Below are 24,178 nucleotides of genomic sequence, written 5' to 3' on the forward strand. Positions count from 1 at the left end.
CCGGAGCGCCGGCCCTCGTCACCGGCCCCCGGTCGACCGGGAGGCGGTCACCGATAGATACACGGGGCTCGAACAGTCGAGCCCCGCAATCATCCTGTCGTGCCGGGCAAGCGCGCGCTTAGTCGATGATCCGCATCGAAAAATCGCCGGCCTTGACGTCCTTCGTCAACGTGCCGATCGAGATCCGATCGACCCCCGTCTCGGCAATCTGCCGGACCGTATCGAGGTTCACGCTGCCCGAGACTTCGAGCACCGCACGGTCGCCCGTCACACTGACCGCCTCGCGCATCATCTCGAACGTGAAGTTATCGAGCAGAATCGACGTCGCGTGATGCTCAAGCGCTTCGCGCAGTTGGGCAATCGACTCGACTTCGACCTGGATCGACAGATCGCGGCCTTCGGACTCGCGTACGCGTCGACCGATCGCAAGCGCCGCGTCGACCGCCGGGCCCACGCCGCCCGCCGCGGCGATATGGTTTTCCTTGATCAGGATGCCGTCGTACAAGGCGAGCCGATGATTGTCGCCGCCGCCGACGCGAACCGCGTATTTCTGCGCGAGCCGCAGTCCGGGCATCGTCTTGCGCGTATCGCGAATCCGCGCGCGCGTGCCTTCGACGCGATCGACGTAGCGACGCGTCGTCGTCGCGACGCCCGTGAGCAACTGAATGAAGTTCAACGCATTGCGCTCGGCCGTCAGCAACGAACGCGCGGGCCCGACGATCTCGCAGACCACGTCGTTCGGCGCCATGCGGTCGCCGTCATGCTTGTGCCACTCGATCCGGAGCGTCGGATCGACCGAGCGCATGACCTCGTTGAACCACGGCACACCGCACAGCACGGTGTCCTCGCGCACGATCACGCGCGCGCGGCGCGGCGGCCCCTCGGGCACGAGCTGTCCCGTGAGGTCTCCGCTGCCGACGTCTTCGGCAAGCGCATCGGCCACGTTGCGCCGAAGCGCATCATCAAGCGCCGCGCCGTAAAGCGCGCGGATCTCTTCCCAACGATTCCCCATGATGTCTCCTGTCGTGTCCTGTCAGGCCGGTCCCACGTTCGTGAACAGCGCCCCATCGCGCGCGAGATCGCCGCTCGCGCGCACCACTGCATTCTTGTTCGCGGCGAAATCGAGCATCCGATCGATCGGCAGACGCGCGCGGAGACCGATACGCGGGTCGACGTGAATTTCGTTGCGGCCGTGTTCGAGCACGTCCGCAAGATTCGCGAGCCCGTTCATCGCCATCCACGGGCAATGCGCGCAGCTCTTGCACGTCGCGCTGTTGCCTGCTGTCGGAGCTTCGATAAACACCTTGTTCGGCGCGGCCGCGCGCATCTTGTGGAGAATGCCGAGGTCCGTCGCGACGATAAATTCCTTCGCGTCGAGCTCCTGCGTCGCCCGGATAAGCTGCGTCGTCGAACCGACGACATCGGCCTGCTCGACGACGCTCGCCGGCGATTCGGGATGCACGAGGATCTTCGCGCCCGGGTGTTCCTTGCGCAGCAAATCGAGTTCGATGCCCTTGAACTCGTCATGCACGAGGCACGAGCCCTGCCAAAGCAGCATGTCGGCGCCCGTCTGCTTCTGGATATAGCCGCCCAGGTGACGATCGGGCGCCCAGATGATCTTTTCGCCGCGCGCATGCAGCGCGCGCACGATATCGAGCCCGATCGACGACGTAACCATCCAGTCGGCACGCGCCTTCACCGCCGCGCTCGTGTTCGCGTAGACGACGACGGTCCGATCGGGATGCGCATCGCAAAACGCCGAGAATTCATCGATCGGACAGCCGAGATCGAGCGAACAGGTCGCATCGAGATCGGGCATCAGCACACGCTTTTCGGGACTCAGGATCTTGGCGGTCTCGCCCATGAATCGCACGCCCGCGACGACCAGCGTCTGCGCGGCATGATCGCGGCCGAAACGCGCCATTTCAAGCGAATCGGCCACGCACCCGCCGGTCTCCTCGGCAAGATCCTGCAGATCGCCATCGACGTAGTAGTGCGCGACAAGCACGGCTTTCTCGCGAACGAGCAAGGCGCGAATGCGTGCCTTCAGGTGTTCGCGCTCCTCGACGGACGGCGCATCGGGCACGCGCGCCCAGGCTTGTCCGACACCGCAAACGAGACCCTGCGCTTGCGGGCGATCGAACTCGATCGCCTTGACTGACTGTTCCAACATGATGTCCCCTGATTCCGCTGGGTATGAACGACACAATGCCAAAAAACAAAAAACCCCGCGTCGGCGGGGTTATTCGTGGGGGCCAATGGACTTCGATCGTGTCTTCGATCGTTTTTATCCGCACCGCGGACCTTGGCCAGCCCGCGGTGTGTCCTGCGACGACGTTTCCGGAGTGTAGCGGATTTCGCCGGACCCAATCACGCGTAGCGACGCAGTCGGCCCGCAAACTCACGCAGCGCGACGATGCCGCTTTCTTCGGCGCGATGGCACCATGCCTGCAATTGCTGGAGCAGTTGTTCACGCGACGTGTTCGAACGCGCCCAGATCGCCGCGAGCTCGCCGCGCATTTCGTGGTACGTCTTGAGCGCCGTGCTTTGCTCGAGAATATTCGGCAACTGCTGCTTCTGCGGTTCCTGAAGGTCGTCGGTGTCCTTGTGGAACCAATTGCGCGCGTTCTTGAGCATCAGATACTTTTCGCGCGCGCCGAATGCCTTCAGATGCGCAAGTTCCTGGCGATACGCGCGCTTGACGGTCTTCCCGTAACTCGCCATGACCTCGTAGCGATTCGCGAGCACGACCTGCAGCGTGTCGAGATCGACAAGCGCCTTGCGCGCGCCGAGCTTCGGCGTCGGCGCCACCTTCTTGACCTTCGCGAGCTTCGCGAACGACAGCAGGCGGATATACATCCAGCCGATATCGAACTCGTACCACTTGTTCGACAGCTTCGCCGACGTCGCGTACGTATGGTGATTGTTGTGAAGCTCTTCGCCGCCGATCAGGATGCCGAACGGGATCAGATTCGTGCTCGCGTCTTCCGAGTTGAAGTTCCGATACCCCCAGAAGTGGCCGAAGCCATTGACGACGCCCGCGGCCCAGAACGGAATCCACGCCATCTGCACGGCCCAGACCGTCAGGCCGACGATACCGAACAGCGCGACGTCGATGACCATCATGATGCTGACGCCGAGAATCGGGTAACGCGTATAGAGATTGCGCTCGATCCAGTCGTCGGGCGTACCGTGGCTGTAGCGGCGCAGCGTGTCTTCGTTTTTCGCTTCGGCGCGATAAAGCTCGGCGCCTTCGAGGAACACCTTCCAGATGCCGCGCGTTTGCGGGCTATGCGGATCGTCCTCGGTTTCGCACTTCGCATGGTGCTTGCGGTGAATCGCAGCCCATTGACCCGTCAGCATGCCCGTCGTGGCCCAGAGCCAGAGACGGAAGAAATGCGAAACGATCGGATGCAGGTCAAGCGCGCGGTGCGCCTGGCAACGATGCAGATAAATCGTGACGCCCGCGATCGTCACATGCGTGATCGCCAGCGTAAACAGCACAATCTGCCACCAATGGAAATGCAGCAGGCCATTGGCAAGGAAATCGGTAACGGCGTAGACCAAAATGGAGCCTCAGTCGAAAAGCAGCGGGTTCGGTGCGAGGTCTGCTCACTCAGCAGGCCCGCGGGGTTCCGGCGCACAACGCGTGGCGACGGCTGCTCGACGTCGCAGGCGCTGATTTTACAGGAAGGTTTACGGTTTGCTGCGAAAAAAAACCTATAAAAATTAGGCATTTCCGTGCGACCGAATGTCGCAGAGGGTAAACGACGATACGGCCTGCGGCATTTTGGAGGCAATTTTTGCCGATATCTCGCGAACGCGCGTGGGCAATCACATGTTTCATTGCTCCGAAAAGCGGTTCGCGTAAAGTACGGCATCGGTTCGGGGCGCCCGACCCGGCGACACGATCTACCGCACGACACGCCGATACACGCCAATACACGCCGATATCCGTCGACACACACGCCGATGTTCAACTTCCTGCTCCGCATCCGCGCCCGTCTCCAGAGACTGTTTCACCTGTCCGAGGCGCATACGATGTTGCTGTGGGCATGCGTCGCCGGGTTCGTCGGCGCGCTCGCGACCGTGCTGTTTCGCAGCGGCATCGATCTCGTGCAGTGGCTCATCGTGCGCCACGCGGGCAGTCTGGTCGAGATCGCGCACGCCTTGCCCTGGCCCGTGCGCATCGCGATGCCCGCGCTCGGCGGCGTTGTCGCGGGCGGCTTTCTCGTGATCGCGGCGCGCGCGCCCGGCGACCGGACGGCGTCCGATTACATGGAGGCGATCACGATCGGCGAGGGTCAGATCCCCGTGCGGCAAAGCCTGCTGCGCAGCCTCTCGTCGCTCTGCACGATCGCCACGGGCGGCTCGATCGGCCGCGAGGGTTCGATGGTCCACCTCGCCGCGCTCGGCGCGTCGGTCATCGGCCGCTTCCGCCGATTCGACCCGCCGCGCCTGCGTCTGCTTGTCGCGTGCGGCGCCGCGGCCGGCATCACGTCGGCCTACAACGCGCCGATCGCCGGCGCGTTCTTCGTGACCGAGATCGTGCTCGGCTCGATCGCGATGGAGAATTTCGGGCCCATCGTCGTCGCGTCGGTCGTCGCGAACACGACGATGCGCACGCTGCCCGGCTATCACTCGGCCTACGTGATGCCCGAGTTTCCCGTGATCCTCGGGGCCGAATCGCTGCTGTTCGTCGTGCTCGGCATGCTGGCCGGCGTGCTGTCGCCCTTGTTCCTGCGCGGCCTCGACGCCTCGAAGTCCGTGTTCCGCAAGACCGGCTGGCCGCTGCCCGTGCGACTGGGCCTCGGCGGACTCGGGGTCGGCGTCCTGTCCGTCTATGCACCCGAAGTCTGGGGCAACGGCTACAGCGTCGTGAATTCGATCCTGCATTCGCCGTGGACCTGGACCGCGCTCGCGACGGTCCTCATCTTCAAGGTCGTCGCGACGTCGCTGACGGTCGGGTCGGGCGCGATCGGCGGGGTCTTCACGCCGACCTTGTTCGTCGGCGCGACGATCGGCTCGCTGTTCGGCCTCGGCGCGAACGCGCTCTGGCCGCACGCGACATCCGCGCCGTTCGCGTATGCGATCGTCGGGATGGGCGCCTTTCTCGCCGCGGCGACGAGCGCGCCGTTGATGGCGATCCTCATGATCTTCGAGATGACGCTCAGCTATCAGGTGGTGTTGCCGCTGATGCTCGCGTGTGTCGTCGCCTACTTTATCGCGCGCACGCAGGGCGAGACGTCGATGTATGAAGTCATCATCGCGCGCAACCGCTCCGAGCAGGAACGCGTGCGACTGCGCGCGACGCAGATGCGCGAACTGATCCGTCCGGCCGATACGGTCATCGCCGATACGGCCGCGTTTTCCGAGATCACGCGCGTCTTCCTCGAATATCCGGTCAAGTATGTCTACGTCGTCGACCCGAGCGGCTTGTTCCGCGGCGTCGTCGCGCTACAGGACGTGACGTCCGCGCTGCTGCGCCATGAAAACACCGACGCGATGCGCGCGGCCGATCTGCTCCGCGAAAAATTCGACTACCTGACGCCCGACATGTCGCTCGGCGAGGGATTCCAGCACTTCCTCATGCATCAAGGCGAGCGCTTGCCCGTCATCGAAAGCCACGCGACGCCCACGCTGCTCGGCGTCGTCTACAAGACGTCGCTGCTCGATGCATACGGAAGAATGGGCAACGCGCGGGTGTAGATGCGCCCTGCTTCGGGCGCACGCCAAGCCGTTGTCGCGCTCAGGCCGCGAAAACGCTCAATCGACGTCCGTCTCGTCGTCCTCGGGATCCGGCACGACCGAATCCGGCAGTTCCTCGATCTCGACGTCGTCGGCTTCGGCCGCCTCCTCCGCCTTGGCGCCCTTGGCGGGCGCCTTCACGCGTTCGAGCACGGCGGCGAAGAACCCGTCGGTGCCGTGAATATGCGGCCACAACGACAGATAGTCGCCCGTATCGAGCCCGATCTTCTGCGCGGCGAGCACGGACGACGCCGGCACGAGCTTGAAATCGCCGTGCGTCGCGAGAAACGCGTTCACGATCGCTTCATTCTCGGCTTCGAGGATCGAACACGTCGCGTAGACGAGGCGGCCGCCGGGCTTCACGAGTCGCGCGGCGTTCGCGAGAATCGATGCCTGCTTCGGCGTCAGCTCGTCGAGCGAGGCGGGCGTCTGACGCCACTTGAGATCCGGATTGCGCCGCAACGTGCCGAGGCCGCTGCACGGCGCGTCGACGAGCACGCGGTCGATCTTGCCCGCGAGACGCTTGATCTTCGGGTCGTGCTCGCTGTCGATGAGCACCGGATGCACGTTCGACAGCCCGCTCTTGGCCATCCGGGGCTTGAGTTTCGCGAGCCGGCGATCCGACACGTCGAACGCGTAAAGCCGCCCGGTCGAGCGCATCATGGCGCCGAGCGCAAGCGTCTTGCCGCCCGCGCCCGCGCAGAAATCGACAATCATCTCGCCGCGCTTCGCACCGACGAGATGGCAGAGGAGCTGACTACCTTCGTCCTGGACCTCGAACCAGCCTTCCTCGAAGGCGTTAAGCCGGTTCACCGGCGGCTTGCCCGCCACGCGGACCCCGTTCGGCGCGAGCGGCGTTTCACCGGCCTCGATGCCCGCCGCTTCAAGCGAGTCGAGCACCTGCTCGCGCGTGGCCTTGATCGTGTTTGCGCGCAAATCCAGCGGCGCCGAGTAGTTGAGCGCCGCCGCGAGCTGCGCGAGCGCCTCGGGCTCGAAACGCGCCGCGAGCCGCTTCTCGATCCATTCGGGCAGATTGGTCCGGGCACGTGCCGGCAGGCTCGCCGGATCGATCTTCGCGATCCGCTCGAGCCATTCGGCCTCGGCCGGCGAGACAAGCGGCACCAACGCCTTGCGGCCGATCGTCTGCATGAGGCCCAGCAGGATCAGACGTCGCGCGGGCGACCCCGAGCCGCTCTCGGCAAGATGCGAAAACTCATTGCGCCGGCGCAATACGGCGAATACCGCTTCGGCGATCACGCCGCGCTCGGCATGGCCGAGCTTCGGATGTTCGCGGAAGAACCGGCTCGTGGTCGCATCGGCCGGGCCCTTGAACTCAAGCACTTCGGCCAGCAAGGTTTCGGCTTGGCCGACAAGGAAGCCATGAACGCGCGTGCCGCCTTCGGTCCGCGTGGCCGGTGTCGGCTTGGACGTCCGATCACCCGCGCGACGCAGCGGCGTCGCCTTGCCGCCCCGCTTTGCACCACTTTTCGCGGCCGGCTTCGCGCCGCCCGTGGCCGGCTTGCCGGGGCGCGCGCCACCGCCCGCCGGACCGGCGCCGCGCGCCGGGCCCGATGAAGTCTTCGCGCCGGACTTGCCGGCCCCGCCCGTCCCTTCGGGCGCGCGCAGCCGCGAGGCCGCATGCTCGGCCGACCGGCGGCCGGCCGCCGCCGCTTCCTCGCCCCGCGGGCGGTTGGGTTTTCTGGGCTTGTCGTTCATGCTTGCTCCGTGGCGAACCACCATTGCGGCTCGGGGGGCGTCAGCGTGGCGAGGCCGTCGTCGACCGACAGGCGGTCTTCGACGAACCAGCGCACCGCGCGCGGGTAAATGCGATGTTCGATCTGAAGCACGCGCTGCTGGAGCGCGTCGGGCGTGTCGGCCGCGAGCACGGGCACCGCGCCCTGGAGCACGATGGGTCCGTGATCGAGATCGGCGGTCACGAAATGGACCGTCGCGCCATGGAACTTGACGCCTTCCGCAAGCGCGCGCGCGTGCGTCTTGAGACCCGGAAAGCTCGGCAACAGCGACGGATGGACATTGAGCATGCGGCCACGATAGTGGTCGACGAAGCCTGCCGTCAGCACGCGCATGAAGCCCCCGAGCACGACGAGGTCGGGCGAATAGCCGTCGACGACCGTCCGGAGCTGCGCATCGAAGGTCTCGCGGTCGGCGAAATCGCGATGATCGACAACCGCCGTGGGCACGCCGCGCGATGACGCGAACGCCAGGCCGGCCGCGTCGGGCCGGTTCGAAATGACCGCCGCGATCCGCGCGGGCCAACGTTCGGCAGCGAGGGAGTTGACGATCGCCTCCATATTGCTGCCGCGGCCTGAAATCAGGATCACAATATTTTTCATGCGCGGATAGTATCATCGCGCCCACCACGGACCGTCGCAAAAGCCGTCGCAAAAGGCAGCAGCGGCCGCCTAACGTTTATAATCTTGCGTTTTGCGGCAATCCGGTCGAGACCGGATTCCTGCCGGACCAGGCCGACCTTTGCCGCCCACGGCTCAAGCCGGCCCCGCTGGCCTCATCTGCGGATACCCTGCGCGCGAAATTGTGAGAGTTTTCAGAGGTCTACCCAATGCCGAAAGCAAGGCGCCCTGCGCGCTGACGATCGGCAACTTCGACGGCGTCCATCGCGGCCATCAGGCGCTGCTCGCGCGCGTGCGCGCGGCTGCCGACGCGCGCGGCCTGCCGGTCTGCGTGATGACCTTCGAGCCGCACCCGCGCGAGTTCTTCAATCCGGCCGGCGCGCCGCCGCGCATCGCGCTGCTGCGCGACAAGCTCGACGCGCTCCGGTTGAACCACGTCGATCGCGTCGTCGTCGAGCACTTCAATCAGACGTTCGCGTCGCAAACGCCCGATGCGTTCGTCGAAAAGATCATCGTCAACGGGCTGCATGCGCGCTGGGTTCTGGTCGGCGACGACTTCCGCTACGGCGCCAAGCGCGCGGGCGACGTCGAATCGCTGAAGGCCGCGGGCGCGCGCTACGGCTTCGAGGTCGAGCAGATGGCGACCGTCGCCGATCCTTCGGGCGCGCGCATCTCGAGCTCGGCCGTGCGCGCCGCGCTCGTCGCGGGCGATGTATCGGGCGCGGCGACGCTGCTCGGACGCCCCTACGAATTCAGCGGCCACGTCGTGCACGGCGCGAAACTCGGACGCGATCTCGGCTTTCCGACACTGAATCTGCGCGTCGCGCATACGCGTCCCGCGCTCTCGGGCATTCTCGTCGTACAGGTCCACGGCCTCGCCGACAAGCCCGTGCGCGGCGTGGCGAGCCTCGGTCTGCGCCCGACCGTCGACGAATCGGGCCGCGTCCTGCTCGAAGTCCATTTGCTCGACTGGCACGGCGACGCGTACGGCAAGCTGATCCGCGTGGAATTCCTCAAGAAGCTCCGCGACGAAGAAAAGTTCGTCGACCTGCCGACGCTGACGGCGGCCATCCAGCGCGACGTCGACGCCACGCGCGCCTGGTTTGCCGCGCACGGCGGACAACGCGACTTCGCAACGTCCGCGACCGACCGAATTTGAATCTCGCGGCGCCGGGACCGCGCGCGTGCGCGCCCCCGCCGCCGCATCCGCTCTGCCAGCGGCGCGGTCACGATCGCCGCGCCAGCCCGACGACATCCAACCAAGCGATACGATGAGCGACAAAAAAGGCGATAAGAAGGCCGATACGAAGCAACCGTCGAAGTACCCCGTCAATCTGCTCGACACCCCGTTCCCGATGCGCGGCGATCTGCCCAAGCGCGAACCGCAATGGGTCAAGGAAGCGCAGGACAACGACGTCTACGGCAAGATCCGAGCGGCAAGCAAGGGCCGTCCGAAGTTCATCCTGCACGACGGCCCGCCCTATGCGAACGGCGACATCCACCTGGGTCACGCGGTCAACAAGATCCTCAAGGACATCGTCGTCAAGTCGCGCAACATGGCCGGCTTCGACGCGCCGTACGTGCCCGGCTGGGACTGCCACGGCATGCCGATCGAGATCCAGATCGAAAAGCAGTTCGGCAAATCGCTGCCGGTCGCCGAAGTCCAGCAAAAGGCGCGCGCCTACGCGACCGAGCAGATCGAGCGTCAGAAGGTCGGGTTCCGCCGGCTCGGCGTGATCGGCGACTGGGACAACCCGTACAAGACGATGGCGTTCGGCAATGAAGCCGGCGAGATCCGCGCGCTCGCGAAGATCATGGAGAAAGGCTATGTGTTCCGCGGCCTGAAGCCCGTGAACTGGTGCTTCGATTGCGGCTCGGCGCTCGCCGAAGCCGAGGTCGAATACGCGGACAAGATCGATCCGACGATCGACGTCGTGTTCGGCTACGCCGAGCCCGAGCGTGTCGCGGCCGCGTTCGGCCTGCCCGCGCTGCCCTCGACCGACGGCGGCATCGTGATCTGGACGACGACGCCCTGGACGATTCCGTCGAACCAGGCGCTGAATCTGCACCCCGAGTTCAGCTATAGCCTCGTCGATACGCCGCGCGGCTTGCTGTTGCTCGCGACCGAACGTGTCGAGGCCTGCCTCAAGACATACGAGACGACGGGCAAGATCGTCGCGTCGACGATCGGCGCGAACCTCGCGGGCATCCGCTTCACGCATCCGCTCGCGAAGGCCGATCCGGGCTACGACCGGACCTCGCCCGTCTATCTCGGCGACTACGTGACGCTCGACACCGGGACCGGCATCGTCCACTCGGCGCCCGCCTACGGTATCGAGGACTTCGTCTCGTGCAAGGCGCACGGCATGGCCGACGCGGACATCCTGAGCCCGGTGCTCGGCGACGGCCACTTCGCCGAGAGCCTGCCGCTGTTCGGCGGGCTCATGATCTGGAAGGCCAATCCGAAGATCGTCGAAACGCTGCGTCTCGCGGGCACCTTGCTGCATACGCAGAACGACTCGCACAGCTATATGCACTGCTGGCGTCACAAGACGCCGATCATCTACCGCGCGACCTCGCAATGGTTCGCGGGGCTCGACGTTCAGCCCAACGAAGGCGGCCGCACGCTGCGCGAAACGGCGCTCGAAGCGATCGACAACACGGCCTTTTATCCGTCGTGGGGCAAGGCGCGACTCCATGCGATGATCGCGAACCGCCCGGACTGGACGCTCTCGCGCCAACGTCAGTGGGGCGTGCCGATGGCGTTCTTCGTCCACAAGGAAACGGGCGAACTGCATCCCCATACGCCCGCGCTGCTCGAAGAAATCGCGAAGCGCGTCGAGAAGGAAGGCATCGAAGCCTGGCAACGGCTCGACGCCCGCGAGCTTATCGGCGACGACGTCCAGTACTACGAGAAGAATCGCGACACGCTCGACGTCTGGTTCGATTCGGGCACCACGCACTGGCACGTGCTGCGTGGTTCGCACGCCGATTCGCTCCAGTGGCCGGCCGATCTCTATCTCGAAGGCTCGGATCAGCATCGCGGCTGGTTCCATTCGTCGCTGCTGACGGGGGCGATGCTCGACGGCCGCGCGCCGTACAAGGGCCTGCTCACGCACGGCTTCACCGTCGACGCGCAGGGCCGCAAGATGTCGAAGTCGCTCGGCAACGGGATCGAGCCGCAAGAGATCGCGCAGAAACTCGGCGCCGAAATCATCCGCCTCTGGATCGCGGCGACCGATTATTCGGGCGAACTCGCGCTGTCCGAGGAAATTCTCAAGCGGACGTCGGACACGTACCGGCGCATCCGCAACACGGTGCGCTTCCTGCTCGCGAACCTGTCGGACTTCGATTACGCGAAGCACGCGCTGCCGCCCGAGCAATGGCTCGAGATCGACCGTTATGCGATCGCGCTCGCCGCCTCGCTGCAGAACGACTGGAGCGCGCACTACGAGAAGTTCGAGTTCCATCCGATCGTCGCGAAGGTCTCGACGTTCTGCTCGGAAGATCTCGGCGGTTTCTATCTCGACGTGCTCAAGGACCGGCTCTATACGAGCGCGCCCGATTCGCGCGCGCGCCGCGCCGCGCAGACCGCGCTTTGGCATATCACGCAGGGTCTGCTGCGCATGATCGCGCCGTTCCTGTCGTTCACCGCCGAAGAAGCGTGGAAGGTGTTCACGCCGGGCGCGGACACGATCTTCACCGAGGTGTTCTACACGTATCCCGAACTCGCCGGCCGCGAGGCGCTGCTCGCGAAATGGACGCTGCTGCGCGAGGTTCGCGGCGAAGTCACGAAGTCGCTCGAAGATGCGCGCGTGGCCGAGCAAATCGGTTCGTCGCTGCAGGCCGAAGTCACGATCCAGGCCCGCGGCGAGCGTGCGGCGGCGCTTGCGAGCCTCGGCGACGATCTCAAGTTCGTGCTGATCACGTCGGCCGCGAACGTCGAGACGCGCGACGATGCCGCGGGTGACGCCACGGGTGACACCAATGAGGACGGCGTCTACGTGCGCCCGTCGGCCCACGCGAAATGCGAGCGCTGCTGGCATTACCGCGCGGATGTCGGCGCCGATGCCGAGCATCCGACGCTATGCGGCCGTTGCGTGAGCAACCTGTTCGGCGCGGGCGAATCGAGGAGCGCAGCGTAATGGCGACGTCCCGACAACAGCAAGGCGTCTTGATTCCGTGGCTCGGCCTCGCGCTCGTCGTCGTGCTCATCGATCAGGTTACGAAGATCACGATGACCAAGCTGTTCGCGTACGGCGCGGGCCGCGTGATCACGCCGTTCTTCAATCTCGTGCTGACCTACAACACGGGCGCCGCGTTCAGCTTTCTCGCGGCGTCGGGCGGATGGCAGCGCTGGTTCTTCACGGCGCTCGCGATCGGCGCGGCCTGGCTCATCGTCTATCTGCTGCGCCGGCACGGCAACCAGACGTTGTTCTGCTTCGCGCTCGCGATGATTCTCGGCGGCGCGATCGGCAACGTGATCGACCGCGCCGCCTACGGGCACGTGATCGACTTTCTCGATTTCCATCTGAACGGCTGGCACTTCGCGACGTTCAATCTCGCCGACAGCGCGATCACGCTCGGCGCGATTCTGCTGATCGTCGACGAACTGCTGCGCGTGCGCGGTTCGCGATAACACCGTCGTTGTCACGGTAAGGCAGTAAGGTACGGCGGCCCGCGCTCGCGCATGCGGCGCGGCCCTGCGAGGATCGGGGTTGTTCCGGCGGCGCGCGGCCTTCGGGCTATGCTGGACTCACGATTCATTCGAGCGGCCGCGCGGCGCGGCGGCTGCCGGCTCAACGCAACAGCGAGGCGATGTCCATGACGGAACTCGCAGGAAAACATGTGGTGCTCGGCCTCACGGGCGGCATCGCTTGCTACAAGATCGCCGAACTCACGCGGCTGCTCGTCAAGGCCGGCGCGACCGTGCAGGTCGTCATGACCGAGGCCGCGACGCAGTTCATCACGCCGGTCACGATGCAGGCGCTCTCGGGACGCCCCGTCTACACGAGCCAATGGGACGCGCGCATGCCGAACAACATGCCGCACATTGATCTCTCGCGCGAAGCGGACGCGATCGTCGTCGCGCCGGCCTCGACGGATTTCATCGCGAAGCTCGCGCATGGGTTCGCGGACGATCTGCTCTCGACGCTCTGCATCGCACGCGATTGTCCGTTGCTCGTCGTACCGGCGATGAATCGTCAAATGTGGCAGAACCCCGCGACGCAACGCAATGCGCGTCAGTTACGCGCCGACGGTGTCCGCGTGCTCGGTCCCGACGCGGGCCCGCAAGCATGCGGCGAAGTCGGCGACGGCCGCATGCTCGAACCCCAGGCCGTCTACGCCGCGATCGTCGCATTCTTCGCGCCGAAGCATCTGCAGGGCAAGCGCGTCGTCATCACCGCGGGACCGACGTTCGAACCGATCGACCCCGTGCGCGGGATCACGAACCTGTCGAGCGGCAAGATGGGCTTCGCGCTCGCGCGCGCGGCGGCCAACAGCGGCGCCGACGTCACGCTGATCGCGGGCCCCACCGCGCTCGACACGCCGTGGGGCATCGCGCGCGAAGACGTGCAGACCGCGCAGCAGATGCACGACGCCGCGCTCGCGGCCGCGGCCCATGCGGACGTGTTCATCGGTGTCGCGGCGGTGGCCGACTGGCGTGTCGCGCAGGTGCGCACGAGCAAGATCAAGAAGACCGCCGACGGCGCGCCGCCCACGCTCGAATTCGTCGAGAACCCCGATATCCTTGCGACGATCGCGGCGCTGCCGGACGGGCCGTATTGCGTCGGCTTCGCTGCCGAAAGCGACGATCTCGACGCGAACGCGTCGGCCAAGCGCCTGCGCAAAAACGTACCGCTGCTGATCGGCAACCTCGGACCGGCGACGTTCGGCCGCGACGACAACGAAGTCGCGCTCTACGACGCGCAAGGCGTGACGCGCCTGCCGCGCGCCGACAAGACGGCGCTCGCGAACACCCTGATCGAACAGATCGCCCGGCGTCTGCCCGGCGGCTTGTTCAGCTAGACATCGACATCCACCGCCCCGCGAAGATGGTCAAACTTTCGGTCCTCGACCAGACCCCTGTGATTCACGGACATCGCGTCGCCGACGCGATCGCCGCGACGGTCGAACTTGCGCAACTCGCCGACGATCTCGGCTTCACGCGTTACTGGTGCGCCGAGCATCACGGTCTGCGCGGCGTCGCGAACCCGGCGCCCGAAGTCATGCTCGCACGCCTCGGCAGCGTGACGAAACGGATCCGGCTCGGCTCGGGTGGCGTCATGCTGCCGTACTATTCGCCGTTCAAGCTCGCCGAGCAGTTCACGATGCTCGAAGCGCTGTTTCCGAACCGCATCGATCTCGGTGTCGGGCGCGCGCCCGGCGGCGACATGAAGACCGCGCAGGCGGTCGCGAGCGGACACTACAACTTCGGCGAGATCTTCCCGCAGCAGGTCGCGGATCTCGTCGGCCTGTTCAACGGCACGCTGCCGCCCGATCACGCGGCGCGCGGCGTGTTGCTTCAGCCTCAGATCGATACGCGCCCCGAACTCTGGATGCTCGGCTCGAGCGAGTTCGGCGGTCTGCTCGCCGCGAAGCTCGGCATGCGCTTCGCGTTCGCGCATTTCATCAACGCGCAATACGGCGAGAGCGTCGCGCAGGCCTATCGCGAGCGTTTCGAGCCCGGTCATGAAAGCACGCCGTATCTCGCCGCGGCGATCTTCGTGATCTGCGCGGACACCGAGGCCGAGGCCGCCGCACTCGAGAAGGCCGTCGATCTGCGACGCGTGCAGATGGCGCTCGGACTCAATGCGCCGATCCCGTCCGTCGAGCAAGGCGCGCAACAGGCGTATGGCGCCCGCGAACGCGCGATCATTGAGCACGAAAAGGCGCGCAGCATCATCGGCACGCCCGAACAGGTCGTCGAGCGCATGCACGCGCTGCAGTCGCGCTTCGCCGCCGACGAGCTCATCGTGCTGACCGTCGCAGGCAGTTATGCCGCGCGGCTGCGTTCGTATGCGTTGCTCGCCGAAGCCTTCGATCTCAAGGCACAGACCGCGCTCGAAGGCGCGCGCTAGACGCGACGCCGCCCCTGATTCACCTCGTTCAATCCCTCATGAAAATCGACCTCAAGATCCTCGACGAACGTCTGCGCGACCAACTGCCCCACTACGCGACGCCGGGCAGCGCGGGCCTCGACCTCCGTGCGTGCCTCGACGCGCCGCTGACGCTCGAACCCGGCGCGACCGCGCTCGTGCCGACCGGGCTCGCGATCCATCTCGCCGATCCCGGCTACGCGGCCGTGATCCTGCCGCGCTCGGGTCTCGGTCACAAACACGGTATCGTGCTCGGCAATCTCGTCGGCCTCATCGACTCCGATTACCAAGGACAGCTGATGATTTCGACATGGAATCGCGGCACGCAGTCGTTCGTGCTGAATCCGTTCGAGCGGCTCGCGCAACTCGTCGTCGTGCCCGTCGTTCAAGCAAGCTTCAATATCGTCGAGGCGTTCGACACGAGCGAACGCGGCGCGGGCGGATTCGGCAGTACAGGGAAGGGATAAACGCGGCGCGGCATCGATCGCTCAATATCGAGCGCATAAAAAAAACGGCGAGATCGAAATCTCGCCGTTTTTGTTTCGATGCGCCGTCGTTATTCGACTTCGATCGTCTCGGGGTTCGCGCTGCGCGGCAAACCGCTTTCGTCGAACGTCAGCTGGATCTTGTCGTTCTCGTCGATATCGACGGTCACGCGTCCGCCCGACGAGAGCTTGCCGAACAGCAGTTCGTCGGCCAGCGCACGGCGGATCGTGTCCTGAATCAGACGCTGCATCGGACGCGCACCCATCAGCGGATCGAAGCCATGCTTGCCGAGATACGCACGCAGCGGATCGGTGAACACGACATCGACCTTCTTCTCGTGCAGCTGATCTTCGAGCTGCATGAGGAACTTGTCGACCACGCGCATGATGATTTCCTCATCGAGCGAGCGGAAGCTGATGATTGCGTCGAGCCGGTTGCGGAACTCGGGCGTGAACATGCGCTTGATGTCGTTCATCTCGTCGCCGGTTTCGCGGCGGCTCGTGAACCCGAGCGTCGACTTCTGCATGGCCTCGGCGCCCGCGTTCGTGGTCATGATGATGATCACGTTGCGGAAGTCGGCCTTGCGTCCGTTGTTGTCGGTCAGCGTGCCGTGGTCCATGACCTGCAGCAGCACGTTGAAGATATCCGGATGCGCCTTCTCGATTTCGTCGAGCAGCAGCACGCAATGCGGCTTCTTCGTGATCGCCTCGGTCAGCAGCCCGCCCTGGTCGAAACCGACATATCCGGGCGGCGCACCGATCAGGCGGCTCACCGCATGACGCTCCATGTACTCCGACATATCGAAGCGCAGCAGTTCGATGCCCATCACGAATGCCAGTTGCTTCGCGACTTCGGTCTTGCCGACCCCCGTCGGGCCCGAGAACAGGAACGCGCCGATCGGCTTGTCGGTCTTGCCCAGACCCGCACGCGCCATCTTGATCGAAGCGGACAGCGCCTCGATGGCCGGATCCTGGCCGAACACGACCGCCTTCAGATCGCGATCGAGCGTCTGAAGCTTGCCGCGATCGTCCTGCGACACGCTTTGCGCGGGCACGCGCGCGATCTTCGAAATGATGTCTTCGATCTCGTTCTTGCCGATCGTCTTCTTCTGCTTCGACTTCGGCAGAATGCGCTGCGCGGCGCCGGCCTCATCGATGACGTCGATCGCCTTGTCGGGCAGATGCCGATCCGTGATGAAGCGCGCCGACAGTTCGGCCGCGGCCGTCAACGCACCCGTCGAATACTTGACGCTGTGGTGCTCTTCGAAGCGCGACTTGAGGCCGCGCAGAATCGCGATCGTTTGCTCGACCGTCGGTTCGACGACGTCGATCTTCTGGAAGCGCCGCGACAGCGCCGCATCCTTTTCGAAGATGCCGCGGTACTCGGTGAACGTCGTCGCGCCAATGCACTTGAGTTGTCCCGACGACAACGCCGGCTTGAGCAGATTCGATGCATCGAGCGTGCCGCCCGATGCGGCGCCCGCGCCGATCAGCGTGTGAATTTCGTCGATGAACAGGATCGCGTGCGGGCGTTCCTTGAGTTCCTTGAGGACGGTCTTGAGACGCTGTTCGAAATCGCCGCGATACTTCGTGCCCGCGAGCAACGCGCCCATGTCGAGCGAATAGACGGTCGCATCGAGCAGGATATCGGGGACTTCGCCGCGCGTGACGCGCCATGCGAGGCCTTCGGCGATCGCCGTCTTGCCGACGCCGGCTTCGCCGACGAGCAGCGGATTGTTCTTGCGGCGGCGGCACAGCACCTGCACCACGCGCTCGACTTCCTGCTCGCGTCCGATGAGCGGATCGATCTTGCCGTCGCGTGCCATCTGGTTGAGGTTCTGCGTGAACTGCGCGAGCGGCGTTTCCTTCTGCGCCGAAGCGTCTTCGCTTTCGGGCGCACTCTCGCCCGACTTCGCGTTCTCGGCGGTGCCGGTCTTCGTGATGCCGTGCGAAATGAAATTCACGACGTCCAGACGCGTGACGCCCTGCTGCTGCAGGTAGTAGACGGCGTGCGAATCCTTCTCGCCGAAGATCGCGACGAGCACATTGGCGCCCGTGACTTCCTTCTTGCCGTTCGATGTCGACTGAACGTGCATGATCGCGCGCTGGATCACGCGCTGAAAACCGAGCGTCGGTTGCGTATCGACATCATCCGTACCCGGAACGGTCGGCGTGTTGTCGTGGATGAAATTGCGCAGGTTCTGGCGCAGGTCTTCGATATTCGCCGCACACGCGCGCAACACTTCCGCCGCGGTCGGATTATCGAGCAGCGCGAGCAACAGGTGCTCGACCGTGATGAATTCATGCCGTGCCTGGCGCGCTTCCATAAACGCCATGTGCAGACTTACTTCCAGCTCTTGGGCAATCATGCTTCCTCCATCACGCACTGCAGCGGGTGACCCGCTTGCCGTGCATGCGTAACGACCAGCTCAACCTTGGTTGCCGCGACGTCCCTTGTATAGACGCCGCAAACCCCTCTGCCCTCTCGATGGACTTTCAGCATGATCTGAGTTGCTGCCTCGCGATCCTTGCCGAAATATTCCTCGATCACCATCACGACGAACTCCATCGGCGTGAAGTCATCGTTGAGCAGTACCACTTTATGCATAGACGGCGGCTTGAGCTTCTCTTCCTGCCGCTCGAGTACGGTACCGTCTTGCTTGTCCGGGAAAATCGCCATGCTTCCATTCTAAACAACTCGCGAGAGCCTGCAATCCCGCCAAAACCCCACGCAACATCAGGACTTTAGGTGAAGACAGGCCCCTCGATCCGACATGCGTCGCCGCGCGACGACGCTTGCCATTTTTCACCCTGCCCCTGACATTGCACCCCGATATTCGTTCGGTACCCCACTGACGCACGGCACACGTTGCGCAACGATCATGCCTCATTCGCGCGACGCCCGCTCGATGCGAGTTGCACACCGGGTGACGCGTCGTATGTTGGAACGATTATGGCGGTTTTCAAGGACTCGCGCTGAGCTTGTCAAAAGGGCGTCAAAACCGTGGTGCATCGTTCAAAAAGCCCATGCAATAAGGGCGAATGCTTATCTCTAAAATTTTCTTGACACTCCAATAAAGAGCAAGAACAATCAAACTGGCACTTTTTTCGGCAAACAAGAAGAAATGCCGTGGAGAGCAGGTACGGACGTGACGGGATTTAACCGTTCAAGGCTTCGAACACGCTCGTTGTTTTGCAAGTGACAAGAGTCGAGTTACAGGGGAAGTTGTATGGCAACCGGTACGGTCAAGTGGTTCAACGACGCCAAGGGTTACGGATTCATCACGCCGGATGAAGGCGGCGAGGATCTGTTCGCGCACTTTTCGGCGATCCAGATGAGCGGCTTCAAGACGCTGAAAGAAGGTCAGAAGGTGACGTTCGACGTCGTGCAAGGCCCCAAGGGCAAGCAAGCTTCGAACATTCAAGCACCGGCTTAAGGCCGACCCCGCGAGGGGGGGTGCTTCGCATTTGATGCGGCAAACCCGGCGCGCCACGCGCCGGGTTTTTTTGTTTTCCGCCTTATCCGTATTTACGGCCGCGTTTCGGAAAACTGAAACGCGACGCGCGCACGCCGAGCCGAACCGGATGGTCCGACGCACGCCCTCGAGGCGCGTGCGCCGCCTCGCGTTCGCCCGACGGACGCGCGCGAGCACGCGCTCACATGTTTTCGATCATGACCTGGCCGAAGCCCGAGCACGAGACCTGAATCGCGCCCTCCATCAGACGCGCGAAATCATAGGTGACGCGCTTCTGCAAAATCGAGGTTTCCATCGAACGAATGATGATATCCGCCGCTTCGGTCCAACCGAGATGACGCAACATCATTTCGGCCGAGAGGATTTCCGAACCTGGATTCACATAATCCTTGCCCGCATATTTCGGCGCCGTGCCGTGTGTCGCCTCGAACATCGCGATCGAGTCGGACAGATTTGCGCCGGGCGCAATACCGATACCACCGACCTGCGCGGCGACCGCATCCGAAATGTAATCGCCATTGAGGTTCAATGTCGCAATCACGTCATATTCGGCGGGGCGTAACAGGATTTGCTGGAGAAACGCATCGGCAATCACGTCCTTGATGACGATATCCGGACCCTGCTTCGGATTCTTAACCTTCATCCACGGACCGCCATCGATCAGTTCGGCGCCGAATTCTTTTTGCGCGAGCGCATAACCCCAATCGCGAAATGCGCCTTCGGTGAATTTCATGATATTGCCCTTGTGCACGAGACTCACCGAGCGCCGGCCATGATCAATGGCGTACTGGATCGCCTTGCGCACGAGACGCTCAGTCCCCTCGCGCGACACCGGCTTGACGCCGAGGCCCGAGGTTTCCGGAAACCGAATCGACTTGATCCCCATCTCACGCTGCAGGAAATCGATCATCTTCTTCGCGCCATCGGTGCCCGCGGCCCATTCGATGCCCGCGTAGATGTCTTCCGAGTTCTCGCGGAAGGTCACCATATTGGTCTTGTCGGGTTCGCGCAGCGGCGACGGCACGCCTTTGAAATAGCGGACCGGGCGCAGGCATACATAGAGATCGAGTTCCTGGCGCAGCGCGACGTTCAACGAACGGATGCCGCCGCTTACGGGCGTCGTCAACGGCCCCTTGATCGAGACGACGTAGTCCCTGACGACTTCGAGCGTTTCGGCCGGCAGCCAGACATCGGCGCCATAGCGCTGGGTCGCTTTTTCTCCCGCATAGATTTCCATCCAGGCCAGCTTGCGTTTTCCGCCATAGGCCTTCTCGACCGCCGCGTCGACCACCTTGAGCATCACCGGCGTGATATCGACGCCCGTGCCGTCACCCTCGATATACGGAATGATCGGCGTGTCGGATACATTGAGCGAGAAGTCCTTGTTGACGGTGATCTTGTCACCAGCCGGAACCTTGATGTGCTGATACGGCATATTCGACTCCAGGTGATCTTCTTGAATGCTGTTCGGGGGACGCACGCCGCGCTGCCATGCAGGCGCTGCGGCGCGCGGTGCAGGCTGGCGGGTATTCTAGCCCACACCTCCGACTGCCATGCCAGTGCGCGTATCGCGCGCCGGCGACGCAAACGGTCTGTCGAAGCGCGCAACGCGAGCATTCGAACGGGGACGGTGCGCATGTCTTGCCCATGGTCGGCACGTGCGTCATGCACGCGCGTCACGCATGTGCGGCAATCTCATGCGCGACAATCCTGTGCTTCGCTCGCGCGCTTCGCTTGCGCGTCTCCGCCATGTACTTCAGGCATGCGCCTCGTTCATGTCTTATATAAGACCAAAGACTCTCGAATCGTTTATGCATTACACTCCGGGCCTCCGTCACGCACGGGCCGCCGCCGACTTATGCGACTGATTGCCTTGAACAAACCGTTTGGCACGATCTGCCAGTTCTCGCCGCACGAGACGCGTCCGTCGCTTGCCGCGCATGTCGATGTGCCCGGCGTGTATCCGGCCGGGCGGCTCGACGCGGACAGCGAAGGGCTTTTGCTGCTGACCGACGACGGCAACCTGCAGACGCGCATCGCCGAGCCGCGGCACAAACTGCTCAAGCGCTATTGGGCGCAGGTCGAAGGCGAAGCGCGTGACGACGCCTTGCGCGCGCTCGAACGCGGCGTCGATCTCGGCGACTATGTGACACAACCATGTCGGGCACGGCGCATCGATGCACCTGCGCATCTTTGGGATCGCACACCGCCGATCCGCTATCGCGCATCGATTCCGACGTCATGGATCGAAGTCGAAATCGCCGAGGGAAAAAATCGCCAGGTGCGCCGCATGACCGCCGCGGTCGGATTGCCGACCTTGCGGCTCGTGCGCGTATCGATCGGCGCGCTCGATGTCTTCACGCTCGGACTCGCACCCGGTGAATGGCGCGACGTCGATCCGCGCGCGCCGTGGCGTGCATAGACGTCAAGCGGGTCCGCTCGACCCGCATTCGAATGCGCGGTGCAGGGATTCAAGCATCTCATTCATACACATTACAAAACACCGACAAACACACTCGATAATGCTTTCGAATGCACCTTAACGGTGTGTGCAGCGCATCGAATCTTTCACATTTCTTTCGATTCGATTTCGCCTTGTCGTCCTTGCTAAAGGTCGCATCGAATCTTCTAAACAACGCGTCAACCGCGTGCTTCGATCGCACGTTAAGCGCCCGGATGCCGCATTGGATTGCTGTCCGGCATTGGCAAGAGAATCCCAAGCGATGCAGTGCTCGGGACCGCTCGTGCAAGCATTTCGACGCAAATCAAAAGTCTGCTGCGAAGTGTCAACCGAAAGGTGGACGGCGCGTTAGTGCTCATGACTCCGCTGGGGGTTGTTGGGTCATACAAATCGATACTACGTGAGTAAACACATGAACAAGATGATCGTCGCTCTGGTTGCTGGCCTGTTCGTTACCGGTGCTGCTGTTGCAGCAGAAGCGTCGGCTCCGGTCGCGGCTTCGGGCGCTACGACGGCTAAGGCAACGACGCACAAGAAGGCGAAGAAGTCGTCGAAGAAGTCGAAGGCTGCAGCATCGGCAGCAGTCGAAGCATCGGCAGCAAGCGCAGCGAAGTAAATTCGCGCGAAGCGATAACCATCGGATGCATGCAGTCCGATGGGTTGTGAATAGCATGTTGTATCGCCGTCCATACGGTGTTGAAAGGCAGATCGCGACAAGGCGCTCTGCCTTTTTCTTTTGGGCACGTTTGCGTAACATCCGCGGGTGCGCTCGAACGGATGCCCGCGCCGCACGCGCGCGGGCCGACGATTCTCGAGATCCGAACCCACGACAAGGAGTCTGTTTGTGACCGCTGCCCTGCTGACCATCTGCCGCCACGCCCGCCGGACCGCCCTGCTCGCCGCCGTCGCCGCGACGCTCGCGGGCGCATTCGGCGCTTCCGCAGCCGCCGCGCAGCCGCTCACGCCGGAGATGCCGGCGAACTTCAAGAAAAAAGGCGAATTTCCGTCGGTTACGCTGACCGTCAACTCGATCAAGATCGCCGCCGAAGTCGCCGCGACGCAGCCTGATCGCGAACAAGGATTGATGTTCCGCGCGTCGCTCGGCAAGAACGAAGGCATGCTGTTCGTGTTCGACGAGATCGCCTATCACTGCTTCTGGATGAAGAACACCGAGATCCCGCTGTCGATCGCCTACATCACCGACAACGGCACGATCACCGACATCCAGGAAATGGCCGCCGAAACCGAAGACAATCACTGCCCGACGCAAGGCGGCAAATACGCGATCGAAATGGCCAAAGGCTGGTTCACGGCCAACGGCATCAAGCCCGGCATGCAGATGCAAGGCCTACCGCGCTGATCCGCACGCCCGCGCCGCCACGAGCGGCGCGCATCGCAACGATCCATCCCCCTTTCGAACGGGCGGTCATACGCGAATCGCATAGGCGCGCTATGCTTGAAAGATTCGCCGGACACCACGACTTAGAACAGCAGCCGCCCGCATCCACGATGCGCGGCTGCACGTCCGGCGGCATTCGATCCGAAAGGAGATTTCCGTGGCCCGCAAGACCCCCATCGAGCGCTACCGCAATATCGGTATCAGCGCGCATATCGACGCCGGCAAAACCACCACGACCGAGCGCATCCTCTTCTACACCGGTGTGAACCACAAAATCGGCGAGGTTCACGAGGGCGCGGCGACGATGGACTGGATGGAACAGGAGCAAGAGCGCGGCATCACGATCACGTCGGCCGCGACGACCGCGTTCTGGAAAGGCATGGCGGGCAACTATCCCGAGCATCGGATCAACATCATCGACACGCCGGGACACGTCGACTTCACGATCGAAGTCGAGCGCTCGATGCGCGTGCTCGACGGCGCATGCATGGTCTATGACTCGGTCGGCGGCGTGCAGCCGCAATCCGAGACCGTCTGGCGTCAGGCCAACAAGTACGGCGTGCCGCGCATCGCGTTCGTCAACAAGATGGACCGCATCGGCGCGGACTTTTTCCGCGTGCAGCGTCAGATCGTCGACCGCCTGAAAGGCAACGCCGTACCGATCCAAATTCCCGTGGGCGCCGAAGACCACTTCCAGGGCGTGATCGACCTCGTCAAGATGAAGGCGATCATCTGGGACGACGCCGACCAAGGCGTGCGCTTCGAGTACAAGGACATTCCGTCCGAACTGCAGGCGACCGCGCAGGAATGGCACGACAAGATGGTCGAGGCCGCGGTCGAATCAAGCGAAGCGCTGCTCGAAAAGTACCTCGGCGGCGATGCGCTGACCGAAGACGAGATCAAGACCGCCCTGCGCGCACGCACGATCGCCGGCGAAATCGTGCCGATGCTCTGCGGCAGCGCGTTCAAGAACAAGGGCGTGCAGGCCATGCTCGACGCCGTCATCGACTATCTGCCGTCGCCGGTCGACGTGCCCTCGATCAAGGGCCACGACGAAGACGACAACGAGGCCGAACGTCATCCTTCGGATGACGAGCCGTTCTCGGCGCTCGCGTTCAAGATCATGACGGACCCGTT

At 63.8% G+C, this 24,178-nt stretch carries 20 protein-coding genes; 12 read left to right on the top strand and 8 right to left on the bottom strand.

Annotation, left to right across the window (positions count from 1 at the left end):
- Window positions 1-118 precede the first annotated feature (118 nt).
- The 3 genes from nadC to D7S86_RS10385 all read right to left on the bottom strand — a co-directional run bounded on the left by nadC (window position 119) and on the right by D7S86_RS10385 (window position 3,567).
- Window positions 119-1,012 (bottom strand): carboxylating nicotinate-nucleotide diphosphorylase, encoded by an 894-nt coding sequence (nadC, locus tag D7S86_RS10375; protein ID WP_121086013.1) that lies wholly within the window; start codon window positions 1,010-1,012, stop codon window positions 119-121.
- A gap of 21 nt (window positions 1,013-1,033) precedes the next feature.
- The gene (gene nadA, locus D7S86_RS10380) at window positions 1,034-2,173 is read right to left on the bottom strand and encodes a quinolinate synthase NadA (protein WP_121086015.1); all 1,140 of its coding nucleotides are present in this window, start codon (window positions 2,171-2,173) and stop codon (window positions 1,034-1,036) included.
- A 197-nt stretch (window positions 2,174-2,370) separates the two neighbouring features.
- The gene (locus D7S86_RS10385) at window positions 2,371-3,567 is read right to left on the bottom strand and encodes a DesA family fatty acid desaturase (protein WP_121086017.1); all 1,197 of its coding nucleotides are present in this window, start codon (window positions 3,565-3,567) and stop codon (window positions 2,371-2,373) included.
- Between the two features lie 405 nt (window positions 3,568-3,972).
- Between D7S86_RS10385 and D7S86_RS10390 the strand changes: the two genes are divergently transcribed.
- A complete protein-coding gene (locus D7S86_RS10390) occupies window positions 3,973-5,709 on the top strand; it encodes a ClcB-like voltage-gated chloride channel protein (protein ID WP_121086018.1) in 1,737 nt (578 codons plus the stop codon).
- A 57-nt stretch (window positions 5,710-5,766) separates the two neighbouring features.
- Here D7S86_RS10390 and D7S86_RS10395 read toward each other — a convergent pair whose 3' ends face one another.
- Window positions 5,767-7,101 carry an RsmB/NOP family class I SAM-dependent RNA methyltransferase gene (locus D7S86_RS10395; RefSeq protein WP_240648088.1) on the bottom strand — a complete coding sequence of 445 codons (1,335 nt, stop codon included), beginning with the start codon at window positions 7,099-7,101 and terminating at the stop codon, window positions 5,767-5,769.
- Window positions 7,102-7,460: 359 nt separating this feature from the next.
- Window positions 7,461-8,102, bottom strand: coding sequence for a phosphoribosylglycinamide formyltransferase (purN, locus tag D7S86_RS10400; RefSeq protein WP_121086020.1), 642 nt, complete (start codon window positions 8,100-8,102; stop codon window positions 7,461-7,463).
- Between the two features lie 202 nt (window positions 8,103-8,304).
- On the opposite strand from purN, the gene D7S86_RS10405 reads away from it, so the two are divergent.
- The 6 genes from D7S86_RS10405 to dut all read left to right on the top strand — a co-directional run bounded on the left by D7S86_RS10405 (window position 8,305) and on the right by dut (window position 15,687).
- Entirely contained in the window at window positions 8,305-9,279 is a 975-nt protein-coding gene (locus D7S86_RS10405) for a bifunctional riboflavin kinase/FAD synthetase (protein ID WP_121086152.1), read from the top strand.
- Between the two features lie 112 nt (window positions 9,280-9,391).
- Window positions 9,392-12,265 (top strand): isoleucine--tRNA ligase, encoded by a 2,874-nt coding sequence (gene ileS / locus D7S86_RS10410; protein ID WP_121086022.1) that lies wholly within the window; start codon window positions 9,392-9,394, stop codon window positions 12,263-12,265.
- Window positions 12,265-12,759 (top strand): signal peptidase II, encoded by a 495-nt coding sequence (lspA, locus tag D7S86_RS10415; RefSeq protein ID WP_121086024.1) that lies wholly within the window; start codon window positions 12,265-12,267, stop codon window positions 12,757-12,759. The genes ileS and lspA overlap by 1 nt, the downstream gene beginning before the upstream one ends.
- 179 nt (window positions 12,760-12,938) lie before the next feature.
- Window positions 12,939-14,150: a bifunctional phosphopantothenoylcysteine decarboxylase/phosphopantothenate--cysteine ligase CoaBC gene (gene coaBC / locus D7S86_RS10420; RefSeq protein WP_121086026.1), complete on the top strand. Its 1,212-nt coding sequence runs from the start codon at window positions 12,939-12,941 to the stop codon at window positions 14,148-14,150.
- Window positions 14,151-14,176: 26 nt separating this feature from the next.
- On the top strand, window positions 14,177-15,202 hold the full coding sequence (locus D7S86_RS10425) for an LLM class flavin-dependent oxidoreductase (protein ID WP_121086028.1): 1,026 nt from the start codon (window positions 14,177-14,179) through the stop codon (window positions 15,200-15,202).
- Window positions 15,203-15,240: 38 nt separating this feature from the next.
- Window positions 15,241-15,687: a dUTP diphosphatase gene (gene dut / locus D7S86_RS10430; protein WP_121086030.1), complete on the top strand. Its 447-nt coding sequence runs from the start codon at window positions 15,241-15,243 to the stop codon at window positions 15,685-15,687.
- An 89-nt stretch (window positions 15,688-15,776) separates the two neighbouring features.
- Here dut and clpA read toward each other — a convergent pair whose 3' ends face one another.
- Window positions 15,777-18,074 (bottom strand): ATP-dependent Clp protease ATP-binding subunit ClpA, encoded by a 2,298-nt coding sequence (gene clpA, locus D7S86_RS10435; protein WP_121086032.1) that lies wholly within the window; start codon window positions 18,072-18,074, stop codon window positions 15,777-15,779.
- Window positions 18,071-18,385, bottom strand: a complete 315-nt coding sequence (gene clpS, locus D7S86_RS10440; RefSeq protein WP_121086034.1) for an ATP-dependent Clp protease adapter ClpS — start codon at window positions 18,383-18,385, stop codon at window positions 18,071-18,073. Before clpS ends, clpA begins: the two co-directional genes overlap by 4 nt.
- Window positions 18,386-18,935: 550 nt before the next feature.
- On the opposite strand from clpS, the gene D7S86_RS10445 reads away from it, so the two are divergent.
- The gene (locus tag D7S86_RS10445) at window positions 18,936-19,142 is read left to right on the top strand and encodes a cold-shock protein (protein WP_121086036.1); all 207 of its coding nucleotides are present in this window, start codon (window positions 18,936-18,938) and stop codon (window positions 19,140-19,142) included.
- Between the two features lie 220 nt (window positions 19,143-19,362).
- Here the strand turns inward: D7S86_RS10445 and icd are convergent, their stop codons facing one another.
- Window positions 19,363-20,616: an NADP-dependent isocitrate dehydrogenase gene (gene icd, locus D7S86_RS10450; protein ID WP_121086038.1), complete on the bottom strand. Its 1,254-nt coding sequence runs from the start codon at window positions 20,614-20,616 to the stop codon at window positions 19,363-19,365.
- Between the two features lie 423 nt (window positions 20,617-21,039).
- Between icd and D7S86_RS10455 the strand changes: the two genes are divergently transcribed.
- The 4 genes from D7S86_RS10455 to D7S86_RS10470 form a co-directional block, all read left to right on the top strand.
- The gene (locus tag D7S86_RS10455; RefSeq protein ID WP_121086040.1) at window positions 21,040-21,603 is read left to right on the top strand and encodes a pseudouridine synthase; all 564 of its coding nucleotides are present in this window, start codon (window positions 21,040-21,042) and stop codon (window positions 21,601-21,603) included.
- 451 nt (window positions 21,604-22,054) lie between these two features.
- Entirely contained in the window at window positions 22,055-22,258 is a 204-nt protein-coding gene (locus D7S86_RS10460; protein WP_121086042.1) for a hypothetical protein, read from the top strand.
- Window positions 22,259-22,486: 228 nt separating this feature from the next.
- Window positions 22,487-23,002: a DUF192 domain-containing protein gene (locus tag D7S86_RS10465; protein WP_240648080.1), complete on the top strand. Its 516-nt coding sequence runs from the start codon at window positions 22,487-22,489 to the stop codon at window positions 23,000-23,002.
- 196 nt (window positions 23,003-23,198) lie between these two features.
- Window positions 23,199-24,178, top strand: a 980-nt coding sequence (locus D7S86_RS10470) for an elongation factor G (RefSeq protein WP_121086044.1), incomplete at its 3' end; no start/stop codon positions are given.

It is taken from the genome of Pararobbsia silviterrae, from assembly GCF_003628125.1.
Taxonomy (GTDB): domain Bacteria; phylum Pseudomonadota; class Gammaproteobacteria; order Burkholderiales; family Burkholderiaceae; genus Pararobbsia; species Pararobbsia silviterrae.

Excerpts from the sequence above, each read along its gene's own strand:
- nadC (WP_121086013.1), bottom strand. The coding sequence starts at position 1,012 with ATGGGGAATCGTTGGGAAGAGATCCGCGCGCTTTACGGCGCGGCGCTT.
- nadA (WP_121086015.1), bottom strand. The coding sequence starts at position 2,173 with ATGTTGGAACAGTCAGTCAAGGCGATCGAGTTCGATCGCCCGCAAGCG.
- D7S86_RS10390 (WP_121086018.1), top strand. The coding sequence starts at position 3,973 with ATGTTCAACTTCCTGCTCCGCATCCGCGCCCGTCTCCAGAGACTGTTT.
- purN (WP_121086020.1), bottom strand. The coding sequence starts at position 8,102 with ATGAAAAATATTGTGATCCTGATTTCAGGCCGCGGCAGCAATATGGAG.
- ileS (WP_121086022.1), top strand. The coding sequence starts at position 9,392 with ATGAGCGACAAAAAAGGCGATAAGAAGGCCGATACGAAGCAACCGTCG.
- lspA (WP_121086024.1), top strand. The coding sequence starts at position 12,265 with ATGGCGACGTCCCGACAACAGCAAGGCGTCTTGATTCCGTGGCTCGGC.
- coaBC (WP_121086026.1), top strand. The coding sequence starts at position 12,939 with ATGTCCATGACGGAACTCGCAGGAAAACATGTGGTGCTCGGCCTCACG.
- D7S86_RS10425 (WP_121086028.1), top strand. The coding sequence starts at position 14,177 with ATGGTCAAACTTTCGGTCCTCGACCAGACCCCTGTGATTCACGGACAT.
- dut (WP_121086030.1), top strand. The coding sequence starts at position 15,241 with ATGAAAATCGACCTCAAGATCCTCGACGAACGTCTGCGCGACCAACTG.
- clpA (WP_121086032.1), bottom strand. The coding sequence starts at position 18,074 with ATGATTGCCCAAGAGCTGGAAGTAAGTCTGCACATGGCGTTTATGGAA.
- clpS (WP_121086034.1), bottom strand. The coding sequence starts at position 18,385 with ATGGCGATTTTCCCGGACAAGCAAGACGGTACCGTACTCGAGCGGCAG.
- D7S86_RS10445 (WP_121086036.1), top strand. The coding sequence starts at position 18,936 with ATGGCAACCGGTACGGTCAAGTGGTTCAACGACGCCAAGGGTTACGGA.
- icd (WP_121086038.1), bottom strand. The coding sequence starts at position 20,616 with ATGCCGTATCAGCACATCAAGGTTCCGGCTGGTGACAAGATCACCGTC.
- D7S86_RS10455 (WP_121086040.1), top strand. The coding sequence starts at position 21,040 with ATGCGACTGATTGCCTTGAACAAACCGTTTGGCACGATCTGCCAGTTC.
- D7S86_RS10460 (WP_121086042.1), top strand. The coding sequence starts at position 22,055 with ATGAACAAGATGATCGTCGCTCTGGTTGCTGGCCTGTTCGTTACCGGT.